This window comes from Mycobacterium sp. E2238, assembly GCF_001672665.1.
In the GTDB taxonomy this organism is placed as follows: domain Bacteria; phylum Actinomycetota; class Actinomycetes; order Mycobacteriales; family Mycobacteriaceae; genus Mycobacterium.
This window is the reverse complement of the sequence record NZ_LZKF01000022.1, coordinates 25,134-32,512: the sequence shown is the minus strand read 5'-3', so window position 1 is coordinate 32,512 and position 7,379 is coordinate 25,134. Positions and strand designations below refer to the sequence as shown.

Genomic DNA, 7,379 nt, shown 5'->3' with positions numbered 1-7,379 from the left:
CCGAAGCATTTCGCCGACACCAAGAACCTGCTGATCAACGCCGTCGACGCGGTGGGACGGCTCAGCCAGGCCGCCGACCAGTACCTGTCGGAAGCCCGCGGGCCGCTGCACACCGACCTGCAGGCGCTGCAGTGTCCGCTCAAGGAGCTGGGCAAGGGCTCGCCGTACCTGATCGGCGGCCTGGCTGAGCCGTCCCACCGCGTCGACGGCGTTGATCAGCAGGTTCTTGGTGTCGGCGAAATGCTTGATTAGCGGCGGGATGTCGGTGAGCACCCGGTCGAGGACGTCGGCGCGGGCACCCACGTAGGTGAGCAGCCGGTTGGTCGAGTCGATCGCGTGGGTGATGTCATCGCGCTGCTGGTTGAGCTGGTCGGTGAAGGTGTCCAGCTTGCCGAGGAAGGACCGGATCGCCTCGCCGCGCCCGTTGAAGATGTTGTAGACCTCGTTCTGCAGCACCTCGAGGTTCGGGATGCCGCCGCCGCGCAGGATCAGCGACAGGCTGGCCAGGGTCTGCTCGGTGGTGGGGTACGACGAGGAATTCTTCAGCGGAATGGTGTCGCCGTTCTTGAGCAGTTCCTGCGACGGGTTCGGCGGTGCGGCGAGCTCGACGTGCTGGGAACCCAGCAGCGAGGTCTGGCCGATCTTGGCGATGGCGTTCTTGGGCAGCTTGGTGTTCTTGTCGACGCCCAGCGTCAGGGTGGCGATCCAGTTCTTCAACTGGATGGACTTGATCGACCCGACGAAGACGTCGGCGACCATCACCTTGCTGTTGCCGTTGATCGCCAGGGTGTCCGGCACCTGCACGTAGATCGTCATGGCGCCCGAGCCGCTGCCCGGGCCACCGGGGATCGCGACGTTGGAGATCCCGCGCCAGCCGCAGGAGCTCAGCACCAGCGCGGCCACCAGCAGGACCATCGCCTGCCAGGCCCGGCGGCGGATCAGACGAAGGGCGCTCATCACTGGCCACCCCCGTCAGCCGGGACCGCGGGCCCACCGGCGTTCGGCGCGGGTGCCGCGACCGGCGCCGGCGTCGGGGCGACCGGGCCCGGGGCCACGTTCGGCCCGGGCGGTGGCGGCTGGATGGGCACCGGCGCATTCAGCCCGATGGGCGGCACGATCGGGTTCTCGTCGTAAGCGTTCGGCGGCCCCGGCGGCGTCTGCAGGTTCGACTGCACGGGCGCGATGTTGGGGCCTCCCATGAGCTCGGCCAGCGAGTCCGGGGTCATCAGACCCGCGGTGATCGGCCCGACCTGCTGGCCTTGCATCCCGGGCGCGACGATCCAGCCGGGCTGGGTGTTGCGGTGCGACGTCGGGGTGTCCGGGACCCAGATGCCGGGCACGGTGGTGTCCTTGTATCCGTTGGGCGGGTGCAGCCGGTCTTCCGAGTAGGCAACTTCCTTGGGCAGGGTCTCGGCAGTGCTGAACAGGTTCGCGCCGAACGGCAGGTAGTTGAACTTGATCGCATCGAGGATCGGCGCCAGGTATTGCGCGCACAGTTCGGCGGACTCCTGATACCCGAGCCGGCTGCCCGCCTGGATGGAGCTGCAGATGAACTGCATCGGGTTGGCGAAGTTCGTGATCGCCGGGATGGCGACCACCGATCCGTGCGACGGGTGATAGATCTGGTTGATATTCGCCGCGGCGGTCGGGAGGACGTGCAGCGCGGTCTCCAACCCGTTCAGCGGGTCCGGCTGCAGGATCGTGTTCGTCACCGTCGCCAGGTTGTTGATGTCGTAGGTCAGCACCTCGCGGTTCTTGTTCAGGAACGGCCGCACGGTGGACAGCAGACCGTCGAACTGCTCGATCGCGTTCGACAGGTCGTGGTCGTTGTGCGCGAGCCGCGTGGTGAAGTCCGCCAGGTTCTGGTTCAGCGCGACGAACTGCTGGTCGTCCTTGTGCAGGGCGTTGACGAACAGAGCCAGGCTCTTCACCACAGCGAAGAAGTCGCCGCGCCCCTCGTTCAACGCGGTCAACGCCTGCGACAGGTTGCTCAGCGTGGTGTTGAATTCCTTGCCCTTGCCGGCCAGCCCGTTGGCATAGGACTCGATGACCTCACCGAACGGGCCCGTCGGCTGCTCGGGGGTGGGGCCCAACTTGGAGATGATGTTCGTGATGCTGTTGCGCAGCTGGTCCCACTCCACCGGGACCTGCGTGCGCTCCTCAGGGATCACGGCGTTGTCCGCCAGTACCGGCCCGCCCTTGTAGGGCGGCTCCAGCTGGATCGCCCGCGACGCCACCAGCGTCGGGTTGAGGATCACCGCGTTGGCGTTGGCGGGAACCCGGTACTTGTTCTCGTAGTGGAAGGTGACCTTCATCTTGTCGCCGGCCGGCTCGATCTTGTCGATCGCGCCGACCCGCAACCCCATGATCTGAACCTTGTCCCCGGGGTAGAGCGCGTTCGCGGCGGGGAAATAGGCGACCACCGTGTTGTTGGTCAGCTTCTCGAAGAGCCGCCAACCGACGAACCCGACGACGATGGCCAGCACGATCACCAGCGATCCGAGGATGACGGTCGCCCGGGTCAGCTTCGGTAGCCGGATGTTCCGGATGTCAAAGGCGGTGCTCAATTCTGGCTACCTCCCCCGGCAGCGCCGCTGCCGCCCGATCCGCCCGGGTTGATGAACGGCGCCGGCAGTTGCGCACCGGGTCCGGGTGGCGCCGCCGGTCCCGGCGGGAACCCGGGCGCGAACGTCGACGGCGGCGGCGTCGGTCCGGCCGGCGCCAGGTTCTCGGTGCGCGCGCCCGGCGGTGCCTGCGGCGGCAGCGGGACGGGCGTACCCGGCACGTCGGGCGGCGGGTCGCCCGGCCGCCCGGCGATCGGGATGCCCGGCGTCGGCGGCAGACCGTCGGGGTTCGGCGGCGAGGTCAGCACGTCCACCGGCGCCGGGAAGCCCGGGCCGCCGAACGGTCCGATGGCCCCACCCGCGCACGGCAGCGGGTTCCACGGGCGCGGCAGACCCTCGTCACCGACCGTGACGTTGCCGCCGGGGTTGGCCGGCGTGTAGGAGCATGGCGATCCGGGCGGAACGGCCGGACCCGGGTGCTCCGGCGTGCCCTCCAGCACCGGCGGCGCCGGCGGCGGTGCCCCGTTGGGGAATCGGGTGCCGTTCGGGTCGGGCCACCGGAATTCGGGCAGCCCGGCGCTGCGCCAGAAGTTCTCCGGGTCGATGCCCCGCTTCTTGAAGGCGGCGTCGACCCACGGCTGAATGATCTGGTAGAGCGCGAGGTTGTGCAGGACCACCTTGAAGAACGGTCCCGACGCGATGGCCTCGTTCAGGGACGGCAGGAACTTGCCAACCTCGGTGAGCCCGGCGGCGACGTCGTCTTTGCGCTCCTTCAAGATGTCGCTGACCGTTCGCAGTTGTTCGAGGACGTGGTTCAGGTTCGGGTTGTCGTTGATGAAGCCCTTGACCTGTTCGGAAAAGGCGGCGACGTTCGCCAACAACGCGTTGATGGCCTGGCCGCGCTCGTTGAAGGCGGCCAGCAGCGTCTTCGTGTTGACCAGCAGGCGGTCGATCTGCTCGCTGCGGTCACCCAGGACGCTGGCCACCTGGTTGGCCTGGGCGAGTAGGTGCTTGACCTGCTCGTCGCGCTTTCCGATCGTGTCGGAGAACTTGGCCACGCCATCGAGCGCCGCGCTGAGGTGCGGGTAGGTCTGGTCGATGGTCTGCGACAGCACGTGCAGCGATTCCTTGACCGTGTCGATGTTCCAGCCCTGGGCCGCCTTGGTGACGTCGAAGAACGCGTCATAGATCTGGTAGGGGGTGGTGCTCTGGCCGATCGGCAACGAGTCCCCGGGCTTCAGTGGCTGATTGCCTCGGGCCTCGACGTCCAGAATCTTCTTACCGAGGATGGTGTCGGTCTTGATCGCCAGCCGGCTCTCGGTGCCGATGGTTGCGGTGCCGAGATTGAATTTGACCAGGACGTGGTCGCCGTCGATAGAGAGGGCCTCGACCTTGCCGACGTCCACGCCGGCGATGCGGACCTTGTCACCGACACCGATGCCTCCGGTGTCGGTGAACTGGCCGAAGTAGTGCGGCTTGGCCATCAGCATGGGCACGCTGGTGAAGCTCTGCCCGACGCCGATGACGAGCACCGTCACGATGATGCCCATCAGGCCGATGCGAACCCGGTTGGCCGGTTCCAGTGTTCTCATTGCGGCGTGCACCTACCCGTCGGCTGCTGGAAGAGCCGGACCGTGCGGACCGGGCCGCCGGCCTGCAGGCCGTTGATCTTGAGCGTGATGTCGCAGGCGTAGAAGTTCACGAAGTCGCCGTAGGAGCCAATTGCACGGCCGATCATGTTCAACGCGGTGGGCACCTTCTTGAGGAAGTCGTTCAGCTGGTCGCGCTGGTCGATGAGCGGCTGCTGGACCGCGTCCAGATAGTTCAGGGTGTTGTGCAGCAGGCCGCGGTCCTCGGCGAGCAGGTCGGCGACCGTCCCGGCCGCGTTGCTGATGTGTGCGGTGCCGCCCGCCAGCTGGTCACCGTGGTCCTTCAGCCCGGTGATGAGCACCTCGAGGTTGTTGACCGTCTGGTCGAACTGCTGCCGGTGGCGAACCGTGGTGTCCAGGACGATGTTCAGGTTCTTGATGACTTCGCCGATCGCCTGGTCCCGCTCACCGAGCTGGTTGGTCAGCTGCGCGGTCTGGTCGAGGATGTCGTTGATGGTGCCGCCCTGGCCCTGGAAGACGGTGATCAGCGAGGTCGCGATGGTGTTGACCTTCTGCGGGTCCAGCGCACGAAACAGCGGTTTGAAACCACCGATCAGGGCGTCGAGGTCGAGCGCCGGCGAGGTGCGCGACGTCGGGATGAAGCCGCCCGGCGGCAGGACCTTCTCGGCGCCCTCGCCTTCGCCGCGCTTGAGCTCCAGGTAACGGTTGCCGATCAGGTCGAGGTAGCGGATCTGCGCCGTCGTCGACTGGTACAGCGGCACCGAGCGGTCGATGTTGAATTCCACCCGCGCCCGCTTGCCACCGTCGACAACTTTCACGGAGCTGACCTTGCCGATCTCCACGCCCGAGGCGCGGACGAATTGGCCCGCCCGCAGCCCGCTGACGTTGGTGAACTCCGCCGAGTAGCCGTTCGTGCGGTCGAACCGCATCTGGCCGAATACGACGACGATCATCACAGTGAAGACCAGCAGCACAAACGAGAAGATGCTGAGCCTGACGATGGTTCCGGTGATTTTCATGGGTTGATCGTGTTATCCCCTACTTGGCGGCCCCAGACGTACTCGATCGCGTATGGGGATCCGGTGTCGAGGTGGTTGTACGGCGCGAGGCTGTTGCCGCTGTCTATCACCAATTCGGGTGCGGGCCACAGGTCGTGGGTGATCTGCTGCCAGCAACCCGGGGCGCCCCCCGGCCCACCGCGCGCGTTCACCCGCGGCAGGTTTTCCGGGTAGGTGTACGGGTTCGGTGCGCCGCCGACGAGCCCGGCGAGCCCGGCGACGAGGCTGGCGAGGGTGACCACCGCCGACACCGGGTTGGCCAGCAAACCCAGACCGGACAGCGCCTCGGTGTGGGCGTTCAGCGAGTAGCCGTTGCCGCCCAGGAACGAGGATGCCTTGGGCTCGATGTCGTGGTAGTTGCGCAGGGTGCAGAACAGTTCCGGGCTGTAGGTGTCCAGCAGCTGCGCCGTCGGCACCAGGTCTTGGGCGCCCCGCGCCAGGTATGGTCCGCCCCTGTTGAAGATGTCGGCACCGGTGTTGCCGAACCCGGCCGCCGACAACAGCGCCTGGTCGAGATCCTTCTGCTGGGCGTTGATGGTCCGCGACGTGATGACCGCGTTGTTGAGGAAGTCGATCAGGTCGGGCGCCGCGTTGGCGTAGGTGTCGCCCAGCGCCGCCAACCCCTGAATGTCGCGACGGGCCTGCGGCATCTGCGGATTGACGTCGTCGAGGATCGCGTTGGCGTTGACCACCGACTGGCCGAGCTTGTCGCCCAGGCCGGTCAGCGCCTGGGCGGCCGCGCTCAGCGTCAGGTTCAGCTTGACCGGATCCACCTTCTCCGCGATCGAGGTGACGGTCTGGAACAGGGTGTTGATCTCGGTGGTCACCGAGCGCGCGTCGATCACCGTGTGCGGATTGAGCTTCTGCGGTGACGGGTTCTGCGGTGTCGTCAACGAGACGTACTTGCCGCCGAACACCGTGGTCGCCTTGATGTCTGCGTTCACGTTGGCCGGGATCAGCGACAGATACCGGGGGTAGACGTCCAGGGTGAACTTGGCGGCCGGCTTGCCGTCGCGCACGGTCTCCGAGATGTTGGCCACCCGGCCGATCTCGACCCCGTTGTAGGTGACCTTGGAGCCCGGATCCATCACCAGCCCGGCCCGCGACGCCAGCATCGTCAGCTTCGTCTTCGGCGTGAAGTCACCGCGGAACTGCCCGTAGATCAGGGCCCCGGCCACCAACGCGATGATCAACGCCGCGATGCCGGCCAGCTTGTACGGCGGCTTCCGGGGGGCATTGACCTGTGCGGGGCCCTTGGACGGTGATGTCATGGCGGCTACACCGTGAGCGCGAAGTTCGGGTTGACGCCGTAGAGCGCCAACGCTGCGGCCAGAACGACGACCTGCACCGACACCAGCGAGAAACGCATCGATCGGCCGACGGCCTCCCCGACGCCGACGGGTCCGCCGCCGGCGTTGTATCCGTAGAAGCAGTGGGTGATCATCACGACCGCCGTGATGATGATGGCCTCGAGGAATGACCAGAACACGTCGTCGGGACGCAGGAACGTCCGGAAGTAGTGCTCATAGGTGCCGTTCGACTGTCCGTAGAGCACCGTCGTGGTGATCTGCGGGGACAGGAACGACATGATCATGGCCAGGGCATAGAGCGGGATGATGACGACCAGGCCGGCCATGATCCGGGTGGTCGCCAGGAACGAGATCGACTTGATGCCCATGACTTCCAGGGCGTCGATTTCTTCGCTGATGCGCATGGCGCCCAGCTCCGCCGTCGCGCCCGCGCCGACGGTGGCGGCCATCGCGATGCCGGTGACCACCGGGGCCGCGATGCGCACGTTGATCAGTGCGGCGAAGAAGCCGGTGAATGCCTCGACCCCGATGTTGCCGAGCGAGGCGAAGCCCTGAATCGCGACCAGGGAGCTACCGGAGAGGGTCACGAAGCCGACGATCGCGACGGTCCCGCCGACGACGGCCATGGCGCCGGTGCCCATGCCGATCTGGGCGATCAGCCGCAACGTTTCCTTGCGGTAGTTGCGTATCGCGTGCGGGATGTGTCCGACGGCCACTGCCCCGAACCAGGCCATCTGCCCGATGTCGTCCACGCCGCGGGCCGCGGCACCGCCGTAGCGGTTGAGGTTCTCGACTGCCCGCGGGAAGCGGGCGCGCAATACGGCAGAGGTTGACATG

Annotated in this window: 6 protein-coding genes; all 6 read right to left on the bottom strand. The window is 66.8% G+C overall.

What is annotated here, in order from left to right; translation table 11 throughout:
* A partial coding sequence (locus A5711_RS01975) for a virulence factor Mce family protein (RefSeq protein WP_082975627.1) occupies positions 1-957 on the bottom strand: 957 nt, incomplete at its 3' end.
* Positions 957-2,567, bottom strand: coding sequence for a virulence factor Mce family protein (locus A5711_RS01970; protein WP_067943546.1), 1,611 nt, complete (start codon positions 2,565-2,567; stop codon positions 957-959). The genes A5711_RS01970 and A5711_RS01975, both read right to left, overlap by 1 nt.
* Complete coding sequence (locus A5711_RS01965) at positions 2,564-4,156, bottom strand: virulence factor Mce family protein (RefSeq protein WP_067943545.1); 1,593 nt, start codon at positions 4,154-4,156, stop codon at positions 2,564-2,566. Before A5711_RS01965 ends, A5711_RS01970 begins: the two co-directional genes overlap by 4 nt.
* Positions 4,153-5,193, bottom strand: a complete 1,041-nt coding sequence (locus A5711_RS01960; protein WP_067943542.1) for a virulence factor Mce family protein — start codon at positions 5,191-5,193, stop codon at positions 4,153-4,155. Before A5711_RS01960 ends, A5711_RS01965 begins: the two co-directional genes overlap by 4 nt.
* A complete protein-coding gene (locus A5711_RS01955; protein ID WP_067943540.1) occupies positions 5,190-6,503 on the bottom strand; it encodes an MCE family protein in 1,314 nt (437 codons plus the stop codon). Before A5711_RS01955 ends, A5711_RS01960 begins: the two co-directional genes overlap by 4 nt.
* A 5-nt stretch (positions 6,504-6,508) precedes the next feature.
* Positions 6,509-7,378 carry an ABC transporter permease gene (locus A5711_RS01950; RefSeq protein WP_067943538.1) on the bottom strand — a complete coding sequence of 290 codons (870 nt, stop codon included), beginning with the start codon at positions 7,376-7,378 and terminating at the stop codon, positions 6,509-6,511.
* Position 7,379: the final 1 nt, after the last annotated feature.

Coding starts and splice junctions, on each gene's coding strand:
- A5711_RS01955 (WP_067943540.1), bottom strand. CDS start 6,503: ATGACATCACCGTCCAAGGGCCCCGCACAGGTCAATGCCCCCCGGAAG.
- A5711_RS01950 (WP_067943538.1), bottom strand. CDS start 7,378: ATGTCAACCTCTGCCGTATTGCGCGCCCGCTTCCCGCGGGCAGTCGAG.
- A5711_RS01965 (WP_067943545.1), bottom strand. CDS start 4,156: ATGAGAACACTGGAACCGGCCAACCGGGTTCGCATCGGCCTGATGGGC.
- A5711_RS01960 (WP_067943542.1), bottom strand. CDS start 5,193: ATGAAAATCACCGGAACCATCGTCAGGCTCAGCATCTTCTCGTTTGTG.